Annotated in this window: 22 protein-coding genes and 1 tRNA gene; 11 read left to right on the top strand and 12 right to left on the bottom strand. The window is 49.6% G+C overall.

Annotated features, from left to right (window positions below):
* Nucleotides 1-16: 16 nt before the first annotated feature.
* Nucleotides 17-1,015, top strand: coding sequence for a site-specific integrase (locus tag FKW31_RS03615; RefSeq protein WP_150177751.1), 999 nt, complete (start codon nucleotides 17-19; stop codon nucleotides 1,013-1,015).
* 17 nt (nucleotides 1,016-1,032) lie between these two features.
* On the opposite strand, the gene FKW31_RS03610 is transcribed toward FKW31_RS03615, so the two are convergent.
* A complete protein-coding gene (locus FKW31_RS03610) occupies nucleotides 1,033-2,121 on the bottom strand; it encodes a HigA family addiction module antitoxin (protein WP_150177749.1) in 1,089 nt (362 codons plus the stop codon).
* 811 nt (nucleotides 2,122-2,932) lie between these two features.
* Nucleotides 2,933-3,376, bottom strand: a complete 444-nt coding sequence (locus FKW31_RS03605) for a hypothetical protein (protein ID WP_150177747.1) — start codon at nucleotides 3,374-3,376, stop codon at nucleotides 2,933-2,935.
* Nucleotides 3,377-3,629: 253 nt separating this feature from the next.
* Between FKW31_RS03605 and FKW31_RS15985 the strand changes: the two genes are divergently transcribed.
* Nucleotides 3,630-4,343, top strand: a complete 714-nt coding sequence (locus FKW31_RS15985) for a hypothetical protein (RefSeq protein ID WP_166443370.1) — start codon at nucleotides 3,630-3,632, stop codon at nucleotides 4,341-4,343.
* 46 nt (nucleotides 4,344-4,389) lie between these two features.
* On the opposite strand, the gene FKW31_RS03595 is transcribed toward FKW31_RS15985, so the two are convergent.
* The gene (locus FKW31_RS03595; RefSeq protein ID WP_150177745.1) at nucleotides 4,390-4,854 is read right to left on the bottom strand and encodes a methylated-DNA--[protein]-cysteine S-methyltransferase; all 465 of its coding nucleotides are present in this window, start codon (nucleotides 4,852-4,854) and stop codon (nucleotides 4,390-4,392) included.
* Nucleotides 4,855-5,015: 161 nt separating this feature from the next.
* On the opposite strand from FKW31_RS03595, the gene mnmE reads away from it, so the two are divergent.
* From mnmE to FKW31_RS03550, 9 genes are all read left to right on the top strand, one after another.
* The gene (gene mnmE, locus FKW31_RS03590; protein ID WP_063354800.1) at nucleotides 5,016-6,347 is read left to right on the top strand and encodes a tRNA uridine-5-carboxymethylaminomethyl(34) synthesis GTPase MnmE; all 1,332 of its coding nucleotides are present in this window, start codon (nucleotides 5,016-5,018) and stop codon (nucleotides 6,345-6,347) included.
* Between the two features lie 21 nt (nucleotides 6,348-6,368).
* Nucleotides 6,369-8,249, top strand: a complete 1,881-nt coding sequence (gene mnmG, locus FKW31_RS03585; protein ID WP_150177742.1) for a tRNA uridine-5-carboxymethylaminomethyl(34) synthesis enzyme MnmG — start codon at nucleotides 6,369-6,371, stop codon at nucleotides 8,247-8,249.
* A complete protein-coding gene (gene rsmG / locus FKW31_RS03580; protein WP_150177740.1) occupies nucleotides 8,233-8,829 on the top strand; it encodes a 16S rRNA (guanine(527)-N(7))-methyltransferase RsmG in 597 nt (198 codons plus the stop codon). The genes mnmG and rsmG overlap by 17 nt, the downstream gene beginning before the upstream one ends.
* Entirely contained in the window at nucleotides 8,822-9,619 is a 798-nt protein-coding gene (locus tag FKW31_RS03575) for a ParA family protein (RefSeq protein WP_006115701.1), read from the top strand. Before rsmG ends, FKW31_RS03575 begins: the two co-directional genes overlap by 8 nt.
* Nucleotides 9,616-10,539 carry a ParB/RepB/Spo0J family partition protein gene (locus FKW31_RS03570; protein ID WP_089179830.1) on the top strand — a complete coding sequence of 308 codons (924 nt, stop codon included), beginning with the start codon at nucleotides 9,616-9,618 and terminating at the stop codon, nucleotides 10,537-10,539. Before FKW31_RS03575 ends, FKW31_RS03570 begins: the two co-directional genes overlap by 4 nt.
* Before the next feature lie 69 nt (nucleotides 10,540-10,608).
* Nucleotides 10,609-10,684: transfer RNA gene (locus FKW31_RS03565), tRNA-Lys, on the top strand.
* A gap of 377 nt (nucleotides 10,685-11,061) precedes the next feature.
* Nucleotides 11,062-11,757 (top strand): glutathione S-transferase, encoded by a 696-nt coding sequence (locus FKW31_RS03560; RefSeq protein WP_150177738.1) that lies wholly within the window; start codon nucleotides 11,062-11,064, stop codon nucleotides 11,755-11,757.
* Nucleotides 11,758-11,964: 207 nt separating this feature from the next.
* A complete protein-coding gene (locus FKW31_RS03555; protein ID WP_150177736.1) occupies nucleotides 11,965-12,519 on the top strand; it encodes a phosphate-starvation-inducible PsiE family protein in 555 nt (184 codons plus the stop codon).
* A 47-nt stretch (nucleotides 12,520-12,566) separates the two neighbouring features.
* A complete protein-coding gene (locus tag FKW31_RS03550) occupies nucleotides 12,567-12,983 on the top strand; it encodes a DUF4186 domain-containing protein (RefSeq protein WP_150177734.1) in 417 nt (138 codons plus the stop codon).
* 19 nt (nucleotides 12,984-13,002) lie between these two features.
* Here FKW31_RS03550 and ubiM read toward each other — a convergent pair whose 3' ends face one another.
* From ubiM to FKW31_RS03505, 9 genes are all read right to left on the bottom strand, one after another.
* The gene (gene ubiM / locus FKW31_RS03545; protein WP_150177732.1) at nucleotides 13,003-14,187 is read right to left on the bottom strand and encodes a 5-demethoxyubiquinol-8 5-hydroxylase UbiM; all 1,185 of its coding nucleotides are present in this window, start codon (nucleotides 14,185-14,187) and stop codon (nucleotides 13,003-13,005) included.
* Entirely contained in the window at nucleotides 14,184-14,780 is a 597-nt protein-coding gene (locus FKW31_RS03540; protein WP_150177730.1) for a nitroreductase, read from the bottom strand. The genes ubiM and FKW31_RS03540 overlap by 4 nt, the downstream gene beginning before the upstream one ends.
* Before the next feature lie 33 nt (nucleotides 14,781-14,813).
* On the bottom strand, nucleotides 14,814-15,188 hold the full coding sequence (locus FKW31_RS03535; RefSeq protein WP_006115683.1) for a histidine triad nucleotide-binding protein: 375 nt from the start codon (nucleotides 15,186-15,188) through the stop codon (nucleotides 14,814-14,816).
* 6 nt (nucleotides 15,189-15,194) lie between these two features.
* On the bottom strand, nucleotides 15,195-15,629 hold the full coding sequence (locus FKW31_RS03530; RefSeq protein WP_150177728.1) for a phosphoribosyl-ATP diphosphatase: 435 nt from the start codon (nucleotides 15,627-15,629) through the stop codon (nucleotides 15,195-15,197).
* Nucleotides 15,630-15,637: 8 nt separating this feature from the next.
* Nucleotides 15,638-16,414 (bottom strand): imidazole glycerol phosphate synthase subunit HisF, encoded by a 777-nt coding sequence (gene hisF, locus FKW31_RS03525; protein WP_006115680.1) that lies wholly within the window; start codon nucleotides 16,412-16,414, stop codon nucleotides 15,638-15,640.
* Complete coding sequence (gene hisA, locus FKW31_RS03520; RefSeq protein ID WP_150177726.1) at nucleotides 16,414-17,739, bottom strand: 1-(5-phosphoribosyl)-5-[(5-phosphoribosylamino)methylideneamino]imidazole-4-carboxamide isomerase; 1,326 nt, start codon at nucleotides 17,737-17,739, stop codon at nucleotides 16,414-16,416. Before hisA ends, hisF begins: the two co-directional genes overlap by 1 nt.
* Entirely contained in the window at nucleotides 17,739-18,395 is a 657-nt protein-coding gene (hisH, locus tag FKW31_RS03515; protein WP_063354791.1) for an imidazole glycerol phosphate synthase subunit HisH, read from the bottom strand. Before hisH ends, hisA begins: the two co-directional genes overlap by 1 nt.
* A 154-nt stretch (nucleotides 18,396-18,549) precedes the next feature.
* Complete coding sequence (hisB, locus tag FKW31_RS03510) at nucleotides 18,550-19,146, bottom strand: imidazoleglycerol-phosphate dehydratase HisB (protein WP_006115677.1); 597 nt, start codon at nucleotides 19,144-19,146, stop codon at nucleotides 18,550-18,552.
* A 75-nt stretch (nucleotides 19,147-19,221) separates the two neighbouring features.
* Nucleotides 19,222-21,249 (bottom strand): NAD(+) synthase, encoded by a 2,028-nt coding sequence (locus FKW31_RS03505; protein ID WP_150177900.1) that lies wholly within the window; start codon nucleotides 21,247-21,249, stop codon nucleotides 19,222-19,224.
* Nucleotides 21,250-21,419 lie beyond the last annotated feature (170 nt).

Raw genomic sequence — 21,419 nt, 5'->3', positions numbered from 1 at the left:
AATTTGAAGAAAAACAATGCCAAACCCAGACGCTAGAGAACCCAGATTGTGCCGAGTCTCCAAACGGAGCACGTGGCACATCTATTACCAACGCAAACGCATCTCTACGGGCTGCGAAGATCGGGTTTCGGCTGAATTAGTTCTCCACAAATTTAAGGAAGGCCTCCTGAAGCCAGAAATCCGGGCCGCTGGTATTTCTGGCATATTAGATGCGTACCACGCAGACCGTGTGAACAATGAAAAACCCGGCGCAGAACGCATAGGCTGGTCACTCAAGCAACTGAAGGTATTTTTTGGGGATAAGCCACCAGAAATTATCACGCCCGATGCGTGCAAGAAATATACGGCTTACAGGCTGGAACAGGGCGTTAAGATCAGCACAGCCAGAACCGAACTGGAGACATTACGTGCCGCCATGCGGTGGGCTGTAAGGGAAGAAATTGTTTCCAAAGCGCCTCGTACAAAGCTTCCGCCGCGTCCAGATGCACGCCAGCGCTGGCTGACAAGGGGCGAGGCGGCTGAATTGATAGATAGCTGTGTTGCTCACCATATCCGATTGTTTGTGCTTTTGGCGCTCCATACAGCAGCTAGAAAATCGCATATCCTCACGCTGACATGGAGCCGCGTGGATCTACAGGCCCGGATTATTGATTTCCGTGATCCAGCCAAGACACGCACGAAAAAAGGCAGGGCGCGTGTGCCTATCAATGACACGCTCTATGCGGCCCTGAAGGAAGCGCATGAACTGCGTGAAACGGAATTTGTTGTGGAATGGGCTGGTGATCAGGTTTCCTCTATCAAAACCGGATTCAGGGCAGCAGCAAAACGCGCGGATCTGATCGGAATAACGCCGCATACCCTGCGCCACACAGCTGCGACATGGATGGCACAGGCCGGAATATCCTTGTGGGATATTGCAGGCTACCTAGGCCACAGCAATATCAAAATGGTGGAAGAAACATACGCCCACCACTGCCCAGACTACCTACGGACAGCAGCGGGCGTTTTGGGGTGATTGATAGACAAGCAAATTCAAAGGCTATCTTCAGCCATTTTCAGTTTAAGGTCTGAAAATTTGTTCCATGCCAGTGATCTTCTATGCTGTAACATACCGACAACAATACCAGGATGTATTCCTAAGCGTCTAGAAAAGGCTAAAATGTTTTCTCTTGTTTGCGGGAATACATCTAATGGTTTGGCATTTAATAAAATTTTCGTAGAAAATTCATCTGCTTGGTGCTCGTATTGCTGATTGGCGTCAGAGGGAGAAGCGGAATTCCCTTCAATAAAGATTTTGTCCCCATGAAGCATTAAATGACCAATTTCGTGAAACAATGTGAACCAAAAATGGTCATTTGTTTTGTGACGGAGTGACGCTTGGATGATGTAGCGACCGTTTGTGGCTTTATGTGTAGCACCACTAACCGGAGCACCTTTAATACAGGGAGTAATGATGAATGCCACACCACATTCACGAAGAATGCTTTTTATGCGAGGCATATAATCAGCTTGAGGAAGAAGAGTTAGAGGCCGGATTTCAAGAATGGCAGCCTTAAGTTTTGCTCTTGAGAAAGGAGGCAATTCTAGCTTTTCTGCTTCGATTTCTCCTAAGCGCAACCAGACGCTGAGAGCAGCATCTTGGCTGGTAAATGTAGGAGAGTGCCGATAAGCAGCGCAGCGGCGTGCCCATCGGCTTTTGTAAGCCGCTTCTGATCCGACGCCAAAAAATGACAGGATAGCATTGCGAAGCGCAACAGCATCTGTTCCTACGACGCTCTTCAATTTTTTAAGGAAATCTGACGGAAAAATTTTCACCCATTCAGCGCAATGTTGTGCGGTACGTTTCTCTTTTTCTTTTGCCTGGAAGAGCTGCCAGTCAGCAGCAATTCCAGACCAAATTGACGCACTAACTCCCAATACCTTTTCAAAGATTAATGCCGTATCTGAGGTAATGGGATTTTTCCCATTGATAATTTCACTCACATGCTTGGGTGTAATTCCACATAGCCGAGCAAATGCAGCTTGATTTAAGCCACGAACCTCCAAATGTTCTTCTAGGACTTCCCCCGGGTGAACAGAATAATCAGGTGCCCAGATATTGTTCGTGTTAGTATGCAGCATGATTATCCTCCGTGGTAATTCACAACTTCACAAATGGTTATGTTCGTGACTAGTGAAAGATCTATGCCTCCATCTTCTAAAAGAGGTATCGGGTCGTGATTTACCTTAAACACAATGCGGAAGGGTTGCAGGGCATCAACCGCATATTGATGTTTACGGTTGTTCGTAAGTTTGTGACATCGTTCTGGCTTTTGCGTAGGCACGTGCTGCAAAGTTGGAGCATTAGCTAATACGGTCATGCGCCGTGCAATTGCTTTGGCTTGCCTCTCTCCATAATCCCTAACTAGAAGAGCCCATGTGTTAAAGACCTTTTGCAGCTTCCGCGTTTGAAACGTTATGTTCATTTCACCTGCGTCTATGTTCTTGTACCTATAACGACTCGCTAAAATTGTCAACGGAAAGGATTACCTAACAGGTAACAATCGCCAGCAAGAAGCTGAAGGAGAGATTACAAACTTGAAATGCTTTAGCAGATATGGCCTGACGCACCAAGCTTACTCCATCGCATCTCTAAAAGTCTTTTGATTTGCAACAGTGCTCGCTTGTGTTCGTGAACACATACCCTCGAAAACTAGCGGAAATGCATGATCAAAAAGGACGTTTCAATAGCAGGCAAAATAACGTAACCCGTTGAAATATAACAACGGGCAACAGTGTTCGGGACGCAGGGGCCGGAAGTTCGAATCTTCTCACTCCGACCAAGTTTTTCCTTGAAATTGTTATGATGCGTTATGCAATGGATATTGCATAAAAAAACTCCTGCCCGGAATAGATTCCAAGCAGAAGCATTTTCATACATTATATTCTGTTATCAGGCACTTTTAACGGCGTAAGGCTGCACATCTGATGCATTTGGATGTTGAAAATTCTGCAATGTGTCTTCCAAGGAAGAGCCAATAAGCAAAGAATCCCAACGATGCATTTCTGTCTTTTTAGCCACAAGTGCTGCGTGGTTGATTTCTTCCAACTTAATGGCAGCATAAGAACCTAAGCCAATGCTCGCCAAGAAAGCTGCCAGACCAATCAAGCCTGGGCCAGAAAACACGTAATCATTCCAACGTGTTGTTTCTGGCAACATCTGCCACAAATATACAGAAAAAGGCGTGTTATCTACAAAATCAGACTGGTTTACAGTGAGACCAGAATGAAAAATAGAAAACTTAAGCCCGCATGCAATAAAAATAAAAGTGGAGCAGATGGCCAGGCTAAGGGCAGCTAGCCATAAAGAAACAAAAGTTGCTTTTTTCCATGCCATGAGTTCGGCCTCCTAATTTGGGGTGTTAGGGGGCAAAGCAGAAGATAATTCTTTTCCGCTTCCTCCAATGATTAAAATGTATATCAGGGATGCAAAAAACACAACATGAATCTGAGCTTTTATCCTAGCAGAGCAGGAGAAAAAGCAGTGGCAAATTGTCTTTTAATGCCCATGTAATAGTTAGAAGAAAGACACATTACGGCATTATGTCGTGCAGCAGTATCCGAAGTTAAGTGCAAAGGGCACCGGTGTTATGTGGACTGCAATATCCAAAAAAACAGGGTTGGCAGCCCTTTTGGTATGTGGGCTTAGCGTTCCTGTATTTTCAGCACATGCTCATCCCGGGCCAGGCGGGGGTGGCTTTGGTGGAGGGGGCGGATTTGGCCACGGTGGATTTGGCGGTCCCGGTGGTGGTGGATTTGGCCACGGTGGCTTCGGCGGTCCTGGCGGCGGCGGTTTTGGTCATGGTGGCTTTGGTGGCCCCGGAGGAGGTTTTCCTCGTGGTGGCTTTGGTGGCCCACGTGGAGGTCCGGGTGGCCCCGGTGGTTGGGGTGGCGGCCCGTGGCGTGGCGGCGGCTGGGGAGGGCGCCCGTGGGGCGGCGGTTGGTACGGTGGTTGGGGAGGTGGCCCGTGGGGCTGGGGGTATCCGTATTATGGTTGGGGCTATGGCGGCCCGTGGGGATACCCTTATTGGGGTGGTGGTTGGGGCTGGGGGGCTCCGTTTATGTTCGGTTCTGTGCTCGGCCTAGCGATAGGAAGTGCTGCGGCATCCGAGTATAATTCGGCGCCACAGCAGAGCATTTATGCCCCGCCATCCTATTATTATAATGGTGCGCAGCAGGGGGAGAGTGTGCCTTCTTATCCACCCCCCACAAGTTATGGAAATGATACGGATTCATCATCCGTTGTTAGATGTAGTGCCGGGAAATTTTTTAATACCCGCACAGAAAGCTGTGACAGAAAATAGGAAACAGAAGCTTATTCTGTAAGGCTAGAATCCGTATCAGAACAGTTTAGGTGTGGTATGGAAATTTGGCTCCTTCTAAGCGGAGAAGCCATGCTTTATCATCCACACCACCATCTCCAGAATATCCTCCTAAGCTAGAAGCCCCCACAACGCGGTGGCAGGGAATAAGAATAGGAATGGGGTTTCTCCCGACAGCTTGACCAACTGACTGAGGGCTACCGCCGATTTTTTTGGCGAGTTCTCCATATGTGGTTGTCTCGCCTACAGGAATTTCCTGCAATGCTGCCCAAATTTTTTTCTGATAAGCTGTTCCATACGGATCTAGCTGAAACGGAAAAGCACCTACTGCCTGAGGATCATCAAACCAATTATCCAACCATTCACGTGCTTGGCAGAGCAGAGGGGTTTCGGTTTGATCTCGCCCCCATCCCCAATCCAAAGAGATAATTTTTCCTTCTTCCTCAGACAAAGTGATGGGGCCTAAAGGAGAGTGCAGCGAAAGTTGGGGCATAAAAAGATAACCTTACTTTTGTTTAAAATCTTGTGGTGTTGTGTGAGCGGAGTGTGTTCATCACGAGGGCAAGGGGAAGGCTATCATTTTTTAACCCTACGTTTGCATGAAAAACTGCATTAGAAGCAGCAAGAAGAAACAGGCATACGATAACGGGAAGGATGGCCGCGTTGGGGTATCAGGCTGAAGATACAATCTTTGCGCTTTCAACAGGAATAGAGCGTGCGGCAATTGCAGTTTTGCGTGTGAGTGGCGCAGGCAGCCGTAATATTCTTTTACAGCTTTGTGGCAAGGTGCCAGAAGCGCGTAAGGCTGTTCTTCGTAAAATTTGGAAAAACGCATCTGCTCAGGATGACTTGCTAGATGAGGCACTGGTTCTCTGGTTTCCCGGGCCGCAGAGTTATACAGGGGAAGATGGGTTTGAACTGCATCTGCATGCAGGGCCAGCCATTATTCGTGCTGTTTCCGACGCTTTGGTTCAGCTAGGCGCGCGCCCAGCGGAGCCCGGTGAATTTACAAGACGAGCATTTGTAAATGGTCGTATGGATTTGGTTGAAGCCGAAGGTATTGCTGATCTGGTTGCCGCTGAAACCGATGGACAGAGAAAGTTAGCTTTGGCGCAGGCAGATGGTGCATTAAGCCATTTATATTCAGGCTGGTCCGAGCGGTTAAAAAAAGTTCTCGCTTTTCAGGAAGCCCTTATAGATTTTCCAGATGAAGGTTTGCCGTCTGAAGTGGAAGAAGGCATCAATCAGGAAATTCAGAAACTTCAGTTTGAAATGCAACAGCATATAGCTGATGGAGAACATGGAGAGAGGATACGGCAAGGGGTGGTATTTGCCATTACTGGCCCACCAAATGCAGGCAAAAGCAGTTTGTTAAATTGGCTTACGGGACGGGATACCGCCATTGTATCTTCCAAGGCTGGGACAACGCGTGATGCTTTGGAGGTAGCCTGTATTCTTGCCGGGATAAAGGTGACATTTGTTGATACCGCAGGCTTGCGAGAAACAGATGATGAAATTGAAGCTGAAGGGGTACGCCGCGCATTGTTTCACGTGAAACAGGCTGACTGTGTGTTACAAATGTTCCCAGCGAATGAGCCGCCGGATGATGTTTTCCCCGATGCGGTTTTGATAGGAAACAAAGCTGATATCGGAGAAATTCCAAAAGTCATTCAAGGTAAGAATGTTCGTGCTATCAGTTTGAAAACAGGAGAAGGGCTGCCGGAACTCTACACTTTTCTGCAAAGAAAAGTTGAGGAACTAACGGCGGCATCTATATCAGGCGCACCGCTTCTTACACGTGCGCGGCACAAAGCTGGTGTGCAGGAGGCTGTACAATGCCTCCATGCTGCGTTGCAGCAGGACTGGCCAGAATTGCGCGGCGAAGAACTAAGGTTAGCTATGCGGGCATTGGGACGGTTAACCGGGCATGTTGGTGTAGAAGATCTGCTGGATACGATATTTGGCCAGTTTTGTATTGGAAAGTAAGGTGTGTAGGAAGGGCAAGCAATGAACAAGGCTTACGATGTTATTGTGGTAGGGGGAGGCCATGCTGGATGCGAGGCCGCTGCCGCTGCTGCGCGTTGTGGTGCCAAAACGCTTTTGTTGACGCACCATAAAAATACGGTTGGCGCCATGTCCTGTAACCCTGCCATAGGCGGTATAGGGAAGGGCCATCTGGTGCGTGAAATTGATGCGCTGGATGGTGTTATGGCACGGGCGGCAGATAGGGCCGGTATTCACTTTAAACTTCTTAATCGCTCCAAGGGGCCTGCTGTGCAGGGGCCACGGGCTCAGGCAGATCGTCTTTTATACCGTCAAGCTGTGCAGGATATTTTGGCGGACACAGCTGGGCTTGATATTGAAGAAGCCGCTGTAACAGATCTGATTTGTGATGATCAAAACCGTGTTGCTGGTGTTGCCTGTGAAGATGGCCGCCAATGGGCTGCTGGTGCTGTTGTTTTAACAACAGGTACGTTCCTAGATGGAGTTATTCATATTGGGCATAAAAGCCAGCCGGCGGGGCGGATTGGAGAACAACCTTCGGTTGCATTAGCATCGCGGTTAAAAAAACTGGGCTTGCGAATTGCGCGTTTGAAAACCGGAACGCCAGCACGCCTCAAGCGCGATACAATAGATTGGGCATCTCTTGCTGTTGATGGGGGGGATGTATCCCCCGAGCCGTTTAGCCGATTGACGGCGTCTATCACAAATCCGCAAATGGTGTGTGGCATAACGACAACAGTTCCAAAAACCCACGATATTATCAGGGAGCATTTGCATCTGTCTGCCGTGTATGGCGGAGCTATTTCAGGCCGTGGCCCCCGATATTGTCCTTCTATTGAAGATAAAGTTGTGCGGTTTTCAGAAAAAACAGGGCATCAGATTTTTCTAGAGCCTGAAGCACTTCCTAATCACGAAGGAGGAGATCTGGTTTACCCCAATGGTATTTCAACTAGCCTGCCAGCAGATGTGCAGGATGCCATGATCCACTCCATTCCAGGGTTGGAGAAGGCGGTTATTGCGCAATATGGTTACGCTGTAGAATACGATTACGTTGACCCGCGTGAACTAACGGTTTCTTTGGAACTTAAAAAGTGCCCTAATTTATTCTTGGCGGGCCAGATTAACGGCACCACAGGATATGAAGAAGCCGGTGCTCAGGGGCTTCTTGCTGGGGTAAATGCGGCAAGAAGAGCAGGGGGGCAGCAGGCTGTTAGCCTTGATCGTGGCAAAGCCTATTTGGGTGTTATGATTGATGATTTAACCACGCAAGGGGTGAGTGAACCTTACCGTATGTTTACATCGCGTGCTGAATATCGTCTGACATTGCGGGCTGATAATGCAGATGTACGTTTAACTCCAATAGGGTTGGATTGGGGGTGTATCGGTGCAGAGAGGCGTGAAGTCTTTGCGAGAGATATGCGCGAGATAGAACAATTGACTCAAAAAGCAGAATCAGAAAGTTGGCCACCACAAGCGCTTGCTCAGGTTGGTATTAAAGTAGCGCAGGATGGCCGCCGCAGAAATCTTTTGGAAGTTATAGGGCAGGCAGTTCCTGAAAATATTATAGAAGCCTTGGCGCCTTGGGTGCAGGAGTATTCTGAACGTGCGCGCAGTTATGTAAGGACAGAGGCACGCTATAGCGGCTATCTGGTAAGGCAGAAGCGCGAGATTAAACAGCTTGAGGCAGAAACAGAAATTCGCTTCCCTCAAGATATGGATTTTAGAAAAATAGGCGGTCTGAGTGCAGAAATGCAGGAAAGGTTAGAGCAGGCACGCCCTGAAAGTTTTGGTGCTGCACAACGTATACCGGGCATAACCCCTTCTGCCCTTATGGCTGTTCTGGCTTATCTCAAAAAAGGGCAGCACCATGCACAAGTGGCCTGAGGGTGTTCATGTTTCACGTGAAACAGAAGAAAGACTTTCCGCCTTTGTGAGCCTTCTGGAAAAGTGGAACCCTCGTATCAACCTTGTTTCTTCCAGGGATATTGAGAATGTCTGGAGCCGGCATGTTCTGGATAGTCTTCAACTTGTTCCTTTGATACAAGGCCAGAGCCGATTTATTGATATGGGCTCTGGGGGTGGGTTTCCGGCTGTTGTGGTAGGGATTGCCACAGGAATACCTGGGGTTTTGATTGAATCGGACCAAAGGAAGGCTGCTTTTTTGCGTGAAGCCGCGCGGCTTACCCAAACGGATTTGGAAGTTTTGCCATGCAGGCTTGAAAGTGTAAAAGTTCAGCCTGCGCCTGTAGTAACAGCGCGGGCTTTGGCCCCATTGGTTAAACTTTTGGAGTGGGCGCACCCGCTGTTACAACCAAAAGGAAAAGCTGTTTTTCTTAAGGGGCAACAGGCTGTGCAGGAAATCCAAGAAGCGGAACAGGTCTGGCAAATGGATGTGCAAACATATCCAAGCCAGACAAGTTCTGATGGTATGATTCTGGAAGTGAGAAATTTTAATCGTGTCTAAGGTTAAGAAAAGCGGGAAAGCCTGCCACGTTTTTGCTGTTGCAAACCAGAAAGGGGGCGTAGGCAAAACCACTACCGCCATTAATCTGGCAGCATCTCTGGCGGCCGATGGCGCTAAAGTTGTGCTTCTGGATATGGACCCTCAGGGGAATGCTTCAACGGGTTTGGGAGTTGATTATGATTCCCGCAAAGGTGGCTCTTATGCGCTTCTAATGCATGAAAAAGTCGCGGATGATCTTTTACAGCCTACCGAGATTGAAAATCTTTCAGTTATCGCGGCCAATACAGAACTGGTTGGTGCTGAGATTGAATTGGTGGATGCTGAGCACCGAGAAACCAGATTACGCACGGCATTGGAACCTCTGCGCGAGACCGTGGATTTTGTGATTATAGATTGTCCCCCAAGCCTTGGGCTGCTTACGCTGAATTCTTTTGTGGCGGCAGATGGTGTGCTGGCTCCGCTACAGTGTGAGTTCTTTGCGTTGGAAGGCTTGGGCCATCTGGTAAAGACCATTGGGCGGGTGCAGAAAAACCTGAACCCAGAACTGAAAATGGCAGGCATTGTGCTGACCATGTATGACAGACGAAATAATTTGTCTGAGCTTGTGGCTGCGGATGCGCGAAGCTTCTTTGGTAAAGATGTGCTGGAAACGGTTATCCCACGTAATATTCGTATTTCAGAAGCCCAAAGCCATGGTCAGCCTGTTATGCTGTATGATTCCAGAGCCAGTGGAACAACCGCTTATCAGGCATTGGCAGCAGAAGTCATGAAGAGGGCATCGGTATCATGAGTGGTCAATCATCACGTAAATCTTCCGCTCGTCCTAAGCTTGGGCGTGGATTGGCTGCGTTGCTGGGTGATGTCGCTTCTGTAGATGAACCTGCATCTTCTGCTAATAAATCCGCCAGTAAGGCTGCGCCTACAGCAAGCTCATTACCGATTGAGGTTCTGGCGCCAGGGCCTTTTCAGCCACGTCAGGATATGGAGCCAGAAGCATTACAGGAACTGGCTGAATCTATCCGGGAGCGGGGTATTCTCCAGCCTATTCTGGTGCGGCCAGACCCTCATAAAACGGGGCATTATCAGATTATTGCGGGGGAACGTCGCTGGCGTGCTGCACAGTTGGCGCAGTGCCATGATGTGCCTGTGCATGTCAGGAATCTCTCAGAAGCAGATGCTATGGCAGCTGCTCTGGTTGAAAATCTCCAGCGAGCAGATCTGAACCCGGTTGAAGAAGCTGAAGGTTTTAGCCGACTGATGGAAGAATATAGCCTGACCCAGGATGAACTGGCAAAAGCTATAGGCAAATCTCGCCCCCATGTTGCCAATACGCTGCGTTTGTTGCGTTTGCCTGATGTGCTGCGGCAGGAGCTTAAAAAGGGCACCCTTTCTGCTGGGCATGCGCGTGCGTTGCTAGCGCATCCAGACCCCATACAGGCCGCCGCAGAGGTTATTTCCAAAGGGTTATCTGTTCGGCAAACAGAGGCTTTGGTTCAGAAAGCCCTTGAGCAGGCAAAAAATACAAAAGTTGAAACCAAAGAACCTAAAGTGATGAAAGATCCCGAAATTTCTGCCTTAGAGCGGGATTTGGGCACGCGCTTAGGGCTGAAGGTGCACGTTCATTTTGATGGACGCAAAGGGGGCTCTTTGCAAATTCATTACAAAAGCCTGGATCAGCTGGATGCTGTGCTGGCTATGTTAAAAACCTGAATTTTCAGACTTGTCTTAATGATTTAGAGGTGGTAAAAACTGCCTCACTTCAGCAGTTATATGCTGTAAGGGCGCATAGCTCAGTTGGTAGAGCAGCTGACTCTTAATCAGCGGGTCCAAGGTTCGAGCCCTTGTGCGCCCACCAATCTTTTCTAAAATTTTTGGTGGTTTTTAAGTGTAAGGCTGGTAAGCAACCCAGCCTTCCGAGTTCCATCCGCAGTTATTTGAAACAGATAGTGCCATTGCTGGCAGGGCTGGTTTTTTTTTGCCTGTAGCGGCTTGCGCGGTTTGTTCCTCTATTATCAAAAGCTTCCACGTGTTTTTATAGCAAAGGGGAAAGCAAGGAATGGATGTTGCCATTATTCTTGCTGTACTCGGTTGGCACATGGGAACTAAAGTTCAAAAATTCTTCTTTTAGCTGATAATCAGTTTTGCCCCGGGGCTTATACGCCATAACCAGTCTATCAGGACGGATAAGGCCGGGCGGGAGATTTATCTCAGTTAAAAGAAGGGCCGCATGTAATGATAACCGTGCATCATCTGGATAATTCCCGTTCACAACGGGTGCTGTGGCTGCTGGAAGAACTGGAACTTCCCTACGATATCCAGTTTTACAAACGTGATCCTAAAACCATGATGGCCCCCAAATCCCTGCAAGCCATTCATCCATTGGGCAAGGCTCCAGTCATAACAGATACGGATGGGAACGTAACGCTGGCAGAAAGCGGAGCGATTATCGAATACGTTATCAATAAATACGGTCATGGCCGACTGGCACCGGCGTGTGACACACCCGAATATATCCGCTTCATATACTGGCTTCATTATGCGGAAGGGTCTGCCATGCCACCGCTTTTACTCAAATTGATATTTGGTATGCTGCCCAAACAGGCACCTTTACCTTTCCGCCCGTTTGCTTTTCTGATTTCAAAAGGAGCGCAGGCACAGTTTATAAATCCGCAGCTCAAATTGCATATGGATTATTGGGAACATAGCCTGTCTGAAAATGAATGGTTTGCTGGGAATAACTTTACCGCAGCAGATATCCAGATGAGTTTTCCTCTGGAGGCGGCAACCGCACGTGCTGGAGCAACAGACAATCGGCCTCATGTAGGAGGCTTCTTGCATCGTATTCATAACCGTCCTGCTTATCAGCGCGCCCTATATCGTGGCGGCATATACACTTACGCTCATAATGCCAGCGAGTCTGTGCCCTGATATCGATCATTTATTTGACCACAACAGAAAGCGTATCTGGCTTATCATAGGATGAATGTGTTTTACCGAAGGGAGGATTTCACGCTCCGCGCCTTATGGAAACCTCTGGGATTAAGTTGAAAAAGGGAATAATCATCATAACTGAAACTTCTTCAGAATATTCTGATAGGAAGTGCAAATCCTTTTTTACCAAACGTATAGAGAAACATGAGCAGTCCAGATCATAATCAGATATCCCAAGATCCTTTTTCTCGTGAAGCATCGCGGTTGCGGAAAAGCTTTTTCGAGATGAATCTTTATGAAGGATTTGAACTTCTGATCATGCTGGTTCTTACTGGCCTGATCATGGTTATTACAACCATTGCAACATGGCACCTTACCAAGGAAGTTTGGTATCTGGTGATGTCATCGCAAATAGATGCTTCAAACATGCCGGCTTTTCAGGAAGTGTTTGGCAATATTTTTACGGTGATTATTGCTCTGGAGTTTAAAAGTTCGCTGCGTATCAGTTTGTCGCATAGTCGGGATGTGGTGCGTGTACGTACAATTGTGCTCATCGCGCTTCTGGCTGTTTCTCGTAAGTTTATTATTCTGGATCTGCACGAAGTAAGGCCTGCTGAGATGCTGGCGTTTTCTGCGGCTGTTTTGGCCTTGGGTGTTGTTTACTGGTTGATCCGTGAACAAGATATTCGTGTTGCAACTGGTAAGGGGGAGCTCATTGCACAGGCACCTGTTTCCTCTGTAAAAACAGATGAGCAATAGCCACATTGTTGTAATGTTGTATTTTGCTTTTCAGGAACACCATAACAGTGCAGCAGGGTGAGCTTTTTCCGCAGGAGCAAAGGCTTCCTGCGGTATCAGACGCCTTGTGGGAGCGGCTTGCAAGGTCATCTTTTCGGAGTAGGTTTCACTTAAACTGTCAGGATATGACATATCTGACAGACAAAGGTTTGCCTGTGGTGGCTGAGCATGGACGGGACTTTATTGCTCGGCGCCTTGCTCCGGCAAATCCGAAAAAAGATGGCAAACAAACTCCATGGAAGGGTCATCCTATTTTTGTAGCGCAACATGCTACGGGCACGTGTTGTAGATCATGCTTGGAAAAATGGCATGGTTTCGTAAAACATCAGCCTCTTTCTCCAATACAGCAGAGCTATGTGCTTGCTGTTATTATGGGGTGGCTGGAACGTGAATTAGAACGTGAAAATAAAAAAGGCAGCCTCTAATTAGGCTGCCTTTTTACAATCAAGCCGTTGTTTTTTTATCCATCAGAAGCGTAGTGACTGCCTGTTTAAAGGGCGTAAACCTGTCTGCTAGCCGGATACACGCTTGCCTAATGGGTTTAAATGGCAACGCATCATGCGTGTAAAGGGAGGCTATGCCATTCGTGCCGGCAAATAGCAAAGCAGTTGCACGCCTATGTTGCCGTTCATACTGCTGCAAGGCGCGTGCATTCCCGGCATCTGCCTGAGCGTTAAAGGCTGCGCCAATGCATTGTGCCAGCGTTTCTTGCCCCTTCAACCCCAGGTTGAAACCGTGTGCTGTGATGGGATGCATCCCCACGGCGGCATCTCCAACCAAAGCTAAACGCCGACCTACAAAGCGATGCGCATATATACCCTTAAGTGGATAAGCATGGCGTGTGCTGACAAGGCGCATTTGTCCTAATCTAGCCCCAACACGTTGGGTAATTTCCGCATTGAATTCATCGCGCGGTGTTGCGAGCAGGCGCTGTATTTCGTTTGCAGGAAGCGTAAGAACCAAAGAGGACGCCATGCCATTCACTGGCAGCAAAGCTATCGTCTGTCCTTCATCAAACCATTGCAGGGCGATGTTGTGATGGGGAGATTCATGCGCCATGCGGCAAACCAGCATGGATTTGTGGAAATCATGCACAATAGCGCCAATACCTGCGCGCCTGCGCGTAGGAGAAAAGCGACCATCAGCCCCAACGACAAGGCGCGCCTTGATTTGTCCGCCTGAGTGATGGACGGCGGCATAATCTTGGCCTTGCCTTACTGTTTCTACGCTGGTGTGTGGCTGTAGATGGATACGTTCTTTCTCGCTTGCTGCGGCAAAGAGGGCACGCCGAATGTGGTTGTTGGAAACGAGCCAGCCGAGAGCTTCTTCTCCACGCCCATTTGTATCAAATGTAAGCGGATGGCGAAAACGTCCTGTTTCCACATGCGCTTCTCGTAAGGGGCAGATAACGCTTTGCGGGATATGATCCCATGCTTTGCATTCTTTAAGAATACGCATAGAATAATGTGTAAGGGCTATTTCCCGCCCATCAAAGGAAGGTTCTTCCCATACAGGAAGTGGAGAACGTTCTATTACGGTTACAGAAAGGCCGGCTTTTTCCAATGAAAGGGCTGTTGCCAACCCAACCGGACCACCACCAATAACAACGGCGTCTGTTATATGTGTCATGGTGTTTTTCCATCAGCTGCAAAATTTACCGGCTGACCTTGCCATGTAGCTGTAAACTCAGCCGGGTTTGGGCGCTTGGGTGTGGGAAGCGGTGCATCTGGCGTGCCGATAAACAAAAAACCTGCTAATTTATGGGGTGCAGGAAAGCCGAGTTCTTCAGCAAGAACAGGGTCATTCACAACATCACCAGAAACCCAAACTGCACCAAATCCTAATGCATGCAATGCATTCAGGATGTTCATGGCGCCTGCGGCTACAGTCATTTCCTGTTCCCATAAAGGAATTTTATGTCCTGGACGTAGGTGCATGCCCAAAACGAGTGTCATGGGAATTGTGGAAAATCTTTTAAGGCGCTTTTCTTTTTTAAATTCGGGTACGTCCGGGTCAAGTCGAACCATACTGGTAACAATACGCTCAGCCAGTAGCGAACGTGCATCATCTTTTACAATAACATAGCGCCATGGACGTAGCTTTCCGTGATCTGGAGCCCGCATAGCGGTAGCTAAAACCTCGGCCATTTGCGCTTCAGATGGTGCCGGAGCCTGAAGATGATCCGTTGATGCACGGGATAAAAGCATGTCCATGGGTGTCATAGGGATATGTCCGTCTGGATAAGAAACAAAAGATCAGGCCGGGAAGGCTGGCAATGCTTTTCCACCAAGAAGATGTATGTGGAAGTGAGGCACTTCCTGCCCACTATGGAGGCCCGCATTCGTAATCAACCTATAGCCGTTTTCTTCCAATCCAAGATCAAGCGCAATCTGGCCTGTAGCACGCATAACACCAGCAATTTCTTCTGCGGGTGCTGTTTGGCTGAAATCCATAAAGGAAACATAAGGGTTTTTGGGAATAATCAAAACATGAACAGGTGCCTTGGGCGCGATATCATAAAATGCCAGAACCCATTCGTTCTCAAAAATAGCCTTGCAGGGGATTTCACCGCGAAGGATTTTTGCAAAAACATTTTGCGGGTCATATGGCCCTCTACCTGTTACAGCCATTTCTGATTATTCCTTTACAGATTTTGTTGTTTTGGAACGTGCGGCTTTTTCTGCAATACCGCTTGTGCCTTCACGGCGCTGAAGTTCTGTCCAAACCTGATCTGGGGTAATGCCAGCATCTACCCATAAAACAATAAGATGGTAGAGTACATCAGCACTTTCACCAATTAACAGATCCTTGCGCCCCGCTACGGCTTCAATCAGGCATTCTACAGCCTCTTCCCCAAACTTTTGGGCAATTTTGTAAGTGCCGCGGGAAAGCAGGCGGGCTGAGTGGCTTACGGAAGGATCTGTGCCTTTGCGGCTTTGCACAACATCGTAAAGGCGGTTCAGAACGGAAATATCTGCTTCTGAAATTTCTGGAAGAGAAAGAACCTCTTTATTCTTTTTGGATTTTGTGTCTGTTTTTGCTTCTGTTTTAGAAGGTGCTTTTTTTGTCATGATACGGGTTAACCTGCAAAAGGGGCGGGGGAAGGACGAACCGGCAAGCCTGCTTCTGACAATGCGGCTTTAACCTGGGGAATAGTGAACTGGCCAAAATGGAAAACACTTGCTGCCAGAAGGCCTGTTGCTCCGGCTTTGGCGCCTTCTACAAAGTGTTCCAGCTTACCCACACCGCCAGATGCAACAATGGGAAGCCTTACGGCCTGTGTTGCAGCTTTAAGAAGTTCCAGATCGAAGCCTGTTCCTGTACCATCCCGATCCATGGAGGTGAGTAGGATTTCCCCAGCGCCACGTTCTGCAACCTCACGGCACCAGTCTATGGCATCTCGCCCGGTAGAAGTGCGGCCACCGTGGGTAAACACTTCCCATTTTCCCGGTGCTGTCTGGCGGGCATCTATGGCAACAACAACGCATTGGCTACCAAATTTGTTGGCTGCTTCATTGACCAGTTCAGGACGGTTGACCGCGGCGGAGTTCATGGCGCATTTGTCTGCACCTGCCAGCAGAAGGCGGCGCATATCATCCGTTGTGCGCACCCCCCCTCCGACTGTGAGGGGAAGAAAGATTTTTTCGGCTGTTTTGCTAACAACTTCTAGAATCGTATCACGGTTTTCATGGCTGGCGGTGATATCCAGAAAGGTCAGTTCATCAGCCCCGGCTGCATCGTAAACAGCGGCCTGTTCAACAGGGTCTCCCGCATCGCGCAGGGAAACGAAGTTAACGCCTTTGACCACTCTGCCGTTTTTAACATCCAGGCATGGAATAACGCGTAGTTTCAGCATCAGCTTAATACCTTCAGGGCTTCTGCTGGGGTTACGCGGCCATCATACAACGCGCGGCCCACAATCACGCCTTCAATGCCCGGAGCGTCCTGCGTGGCTTCCCGCAGAGCAATCAGGTGCTCAATGCTGCCAACGCCACCGCTGGCAATAATGGGAATGGAAACCGTATTGGCCAATGTAACGGTCTGTTCCACATCCAGTCCCTCCAGCATGCCATCACGGCTGATTTCCGTGAAGATGATGGATGCAACGCCAGCTTCCTGCATACGGAGGGCCAATTCAGTTGCCTGCATGTCAGAAACTTCGGCCCAGCCTTCGGTTGCAACGCGGCCAGATCGGGCATCAATGCCCGCAACAATGCGGCCTGGGAAAGCACGGCAGGCTTCACGCACAAGGACAGGGTTTTTTACGGCAACAGAGCCCAAAATAACGCGGCTGATACCGGCTTCCAACCATGCTTCAATAGCCTTCATGTCTCGTAGGCCACCACCAAGCTGGACGGGAATATCTGTTGATTCCACAATGGAACGTACGGCATCTGCGTTTTCAGATTGTCCAGCAAAGGCACCGTTCAGATCCACAACATGCAGCCATTTAAATCCTGCGGCCTCCCATGCAAGAGCCTGCGCACCGGGGTTGTCTGAATACACAGTGGCATCATCCATTTCCCCACGGCGTAAGCGTACGCAGGCTCCATCCTTGAGATCAATGGCTGGGTAAAGGGTAAGGGGGTGCATGGAGGGTGCTGTTGTCATGGTTTCAGGCCGCGTTTGCTGAAAGGAAGAGGAAAGGGGGAGATGGTCTGTATCTAATGATTTGGTGAAGTACAGACCGCGCTGGTAGGTGTCGCCCAAACGGGTATAGAGGGGGTGTGTGCCCCAATGCAGAAAACCTGCCTTACGGAAGAGGGCAATGGCGCCATCCTGTGTTTCAGGCACTTCGGTATTCATAATCCGAAAGCCCATGCTGCGGGCTGCATTTTCCACTTCGTGCAACAAGGCTGTGCCGAGGCCCTGACGCTGCGCGTATGGCGCAATAAACAAATGTGCCAGAGTAACGCACATGGCTTGCAGCTCATTATTACGGGCGCTGCGTACAAGCTGTGCACATCCTACAATCACGCCGTTATGCCGAATAACAAACAGCATACGTTCTGGCACAAGCAGCAGGCCTTTGAAGTAGCGCTCCAGCACCTGCCGCCCTTGTGGCTGAAGCCAGCCAAAGCCGCCACCATCCAGAATGGAAGCATCTACGGCTTCACATAAGGCCTGAAGGTCATCTTCTTCTAGGTTCAGAATGCGTTGAACGCGTTTGTTCCGGGTCATTATACGGGAGCTTTCGGATCCCACCTCAGAAAATTGGCGAGAATCTTGAGGCCAACTGTCTGGCTTTTTTCAACATGGAATTGTGTACCCGCAACATTCCCCTTGCACACTATGGCAGGCACGTTGCCACCATAATCTGTGGTGGCAAGCAGAACATCTGCCGCAGTATTTTGGAGTGCGTAGGAATGCACAAAGTATCCATGCGGCGCCTTACCCAAGCCTTGGGTAAGAGGGTGTTGTGTATGAAGCTCCAGCTCGTTCCAGCCCATTTGGGGAAGGCGCAGGCCAGTGGCTTCCATGAGGGTAATTTCCCCCGGAATCCATCCAAACCCTTCTGTTACACCATGTTCCCGCCCGCGTTCAGCCATAAGCTGCATACCAACGCAAATACCTAAAAAGGGTGTACCATTGGCCGTAGCGTTCAGAATAGAATCTTTCAAGCCGGGGATAGCTTCCAGCCCACGGGCGCAATCTGCAAACGCGCCTTGCCCGGGTAGGATGATACGGTCTGCTTGCAGGACAGCCGCAGGTTCGTTGGTGATAACAACATCGGCTGCAATTCCCGAAAGCTCAGCAGCCCGCAGGGCTGCACGGGCAGCGGACGCCAGATTGCCGCCTTCATAATCAACAACGGCGATGGAAAGAGGCTGGGTCATGGAACCCTCTTGTTGCTGGTGACCCTGTCTGATTTCTGCTGACCAATATAATAAGGTGCATGCAGCCCAGACAGGTTTGCGTTTTTCTCGGTTGTGCCCAGCGCTGCAAAACAGGTGTATCGGGCAGGGCTGGGTTATTAACCCGTATAAAAAATTATAGCACGCCTTTGGTGGAAGGAATGCTGCCTTGCGCCCGTGGGTCTGGTTCCACAGCCATACGCAATGCACGTGCAAGTGCCTTGAACGCGGCCTCGGCAATATGGTGGCAATTTTTACCAGCTTTTTCTGTCAGGTGCAGTGTGAGCATGGCGGACATGGCAAAGGCTCGGAAAAATTCTTCCACCAGTTCGGTGTCCAGATCCCCAATGCGATCACGCGTAAACGTGGCATCAAATGCCAGAAAGGGCCGACCGGAAAGGTCAACTACAGCTTCGCACAAAGCTTCATCCAACGGTACAAGGGCATGGCCAAAACGGCGCACGCCACGCTTGTCCCCCAAAGCTTGTTTTAGGGCCATGCCAATGGCAATGCCTGTATCTTCAACGCTATGATGACCATCAATATAGAGGTCACCTTTTACGGTTACTTTCAGATCGAACAGGGCATGTTTGGCTAATGCCGTGAGCATATGATCGAAAAAACCGAGTCCGGTCTGAATATCGGCCTGCCCGGATCCATCCAGATCAAGGGTGATGGCGATATCGGTTTCGCTTGTAACGCGATGGATGGTGGCTTGGCGCGATGCTTTCATAATAGAAAACAGTATAGCCCAAGATGGGGCATAATACCATGAGGGCAGCAGTGGGCTAAACCCCTCTTTTGTGGTTCAGGCTTCGGGCACATTGTGTTTTAGATCATCCAGCCAGAGGCGGGCGTTGCCATCGGAGGGTGCGCGCCAGTCTCCTCGGGGGGAAAGGCTGCCGCCGGGCATAACTTTGGGGCCATTTGGCATGGCAGAACGTTTGAACTGGCTGGTTGCAAAAAAGCGGCGCACAAATATTTCCAACCAGTGGCGAATGGTAGGAAGATCATAAGCTTTTTGCTCGGATGCGGGAAAACCCGGAGGCCATTGGCCTGTTGAGGCATCCTGCCAAGCCTGTTCCGCTAGAAAGGCCACGCGGGACGGCCTGAAACCGTAGCGCAGAATATAAAACAGCGCGAAATCATGCAGAGCGTAAGGGCCTATGATGCTTTCCGTGCTTTGAGGGCCATCTTTGCCGACAGGAATAAGCTCGGGAGAAATTTCTGTAGCCAGAACGTCTGTCAGCACCTTGCCAACAGCAGGAGCAAAATGGCCCGAAGCAATGCACCAGCGGATAAGGTGCTGGATAAGGGTTTTAGGCAGACCCGCATTCACATTGTAATGCGCCATTTGGTCGCCCACACCATAGGTGCACCATCCTAATGCTAGCTCGGAAAGGTCTCCTGTGCCGATGACAATGCCATGATGTTGGTTGGCCAGCCTGAACAGGAAATCTGTGCGTAGGCCAGCCTGAACGTTCTCAAAAGTAATGTCATGCACGGGTTGCCCATTTGCATAAGGGTGCCGAATGGTGCGTAGCAGCAGCTCCGCAGCCGGGCGGATATCCAGCGTTTCGTGCGTGATATTCAACTGGCTCATCAGTGCGTTGGCACTGGCAAGGGTTTTGTCCGTTGTGCCAAAGCCGGGCATTGTATAACCCCGCACAGCACTGCGTGGCCAATTCAGTTCATCCGCTGCACGCACGGCCACCAGTAGGGCGTGCGTAGAATCCAAGCCACCGGAAATACCAATAACCATTGTTTTAACGCCACTTGTTTTAAGGCGCTGCTTGAGTGCGGATACCTGAATGGTAAAGGCCTCAAAACAATCTTGTGCCAAGCGTTCTGGAGCGGCAGGTACAAAAGGAAAGCGGGCGAGGGGGCGTTTGAGCCCAAGGTTTGCAGAAGGAGGCGTGAGGGTGAAGCTAATGTGCCGCCATGTATCTGCTTGGCGCGCTGCATCAGCAAAGCTTCCCATACGCAGGCGTTCTTGCCGCAAAAGCGTAAGATCCACATCGGCAATTACAGCGGTTGCGCCGGAGGGAAAGCGCTCGCTGTCTGCCAGCAGGATGCCATTTTCAAAAATAGCGGTTTGGCCATCCCAGGCCAGATCTGTGGTGGATTCACCTTCTCCGGCTGCCGCATAAAGGTAAGCGACAATATTGCGGGCAGAGAGGGATTGGCAGAGCATGTTCCGGGTTTCTGCCTTGCCAACCGTAATGTCACTTGCTGAAAGGTTGGCGATAATTGTAGCGCCAGCCAGTGCAGCGTGTGCCGAGGGTGGGATAGGTACCCACATATCCTCACAAATTTCTACGCTGAGGCTGAATGAGGGCACATCCTGCGCTTCAAACAGTAGATCCACGCCAAATGGTACGGTGTGCCCATTGATCTTGATTGTCTGCCCGCGAATATCTGCGCCGGAGCGGAAATGGCGTGCCTCATAGAACTCTCGATAATTTGGGATGTAGCTTTTAGGAACCACACCCAGAATTTTGCCGGAGTGAATAATGACAGCGCAGTTATAAAGAGCGTTCTTCCATAACAACGGCGCGCCTACCACCAACACAGGGCACAACGAGGCAGATGCCTGAGCCAAGGAGAGAAGGGTTGTTCTGGTTTCTGCCAGAAGCGTTTCCTGCTGTAGCAAGTCTTCCAGTGTATATCCGCACAGCCCAAGTTCAGGAAACACACATAAAACTGTACCATCTGCGGCACATGCTTTGGCAGATTCTAGGATATGCTGCGCGTTTATGGCTGGATTTGCCAGTGCTACGGGCAAGGTGCAGGCAGCTACGCGGACGAACCCTTGATGATAAAGGGATCGGAACATGGAAGCAGACACGGTTTTCCTTCCTTGCTGCGTAAAGGCATTTGAGCATCAGTATCAGCACAGGCTGAAAAGCGCCAACAGTCCTTTCCAACACAAGTAGGAAAGGGCTGGAGAAAGAAAATGCAATTTCAGGCATTTTTTTTTCATTTTCCCTCTTGCCTATCTGAATG

The sequence above is a fragment of the Acetobacter sp. DmW_136 genome (genome assembly GCF_008690365.1).
Taxonomy (GTDB): Bacteria; Pseudomonadota; Alphaproteobacteria; order Acetobacterales; family Acetobacteraceae; genus Acetobacter; species Acetobacter oryzifermentans.
The sequence above is the reverse complement of the archived record's forward strand: the minus strand, read 5'-3'. Positions and strand labels throughout refer to the sequence as shown.